Origin of the sequence: Mumia sp. zg.B17 (assembly GCF_019550915.1) — a bacterium.
Lineage (GTDB): Bacteria > Actinomycetota > Actinomycetes > Propionibacteriales > Nocardioidaceae > Mumia.
Genome location: NZ_JAHWCI010000017.1, coordinates 1 through 885, shown reverse-complemented (window position 1 = coordinate 885; position 885 = coordinate 1). Strand labels below are relative to the sequence as shown.

The following is an 885-nucleotide window of genomic DNA, read 5'->3' as shown; positions in this document are numbered from 1 at the left end:
TCCCCAACGGCGCGGACGTGACGTGCACGATCACCAACGACGACAATGCTGTGCCGCCGGCGAGCACGTGGACGGTGCTGAAGACGAGTGATCCGCCGTCGGGTTCCACGGTCGATCCTGGTGATGTGATCACGTACACGGTCCGTGCGGGGGTGGTGACCGGGACGAGCGTCGATGGGGTGGTCGTGACCGACAACCTGTCGCGGGTGCTCTCACGGGCGTCGCTGGTCCCGGGGAGCGTCGAGGCGACGTCCGGTACGGCAGAGGTCACGGGGACGACGCTGCGCTGGGAGATCGGGACGCTTACCGGTACGCAGACCCTGACGTACAAGGTCAGGGTCGACGACGACGCGTCGGGGGTGACCCTCGTCAACGTCGTGTCCGGCGACGGGGCTGAGCCGTGTCCGCCTGAGGGTCCGGATCTGCCTGCCGCCCGTGCGGCGGCGCCGGCGGACGAGGACGACTGTCGGACGACGACCCACGAGACGCCGACCGAGCCGTCGCCACCGGGTCCCGGTGGTCCCGATGGGCCTGGTGGTCCTGGTGGTCCTGGTGGGCCTGGTGGTCCGAGCACACCTGCCGGTCCGGGGTTCCCGGATCTCCCCGGCACGGGTGGTCCTGCTGGTTGGATCGGGGCGGTGGCGCTCCTGCTGGTCGCTGCCGGCTCGTTCCTGATCGCGCGGCGTCGTCGCGAGGAGGAGGGACTGGAGGACTGACGGCGGGGTGTCTCAGCGGCGCGGCACCGGCGTGGCGAAGACGACGGTGTTGGAGCGGTAGCCCGTGCCGTCCCAGTCCTCGCACGTGATGAGGAGGAGACGCGGGCGGCCCTTCTGTCGGAAGAGTCGTGCGGACTTCTCGGCGAGGGTCGCCTTGTCGTAGGTCTCC

At 70.3% G+C, this 885-nt stretch carries 1 protein-coding gene; it reads left to right on the top strand.

The genetic code is table 11. The features are described 5' to 3' along the window. Window positions 1–125 precede the first annotated feature (125 nt). Entirely contained in the window at window positions 126–716 is a 591-nt protein-coding gene (locus KV097_RS18920) for an LPXTG cell wall anchor domain-containing protein (RefSeq protein WP_220366805.1), read from the top strand. The last annotated feature ends 169 nt before the right edge of the window (window positions 717–885 follow it).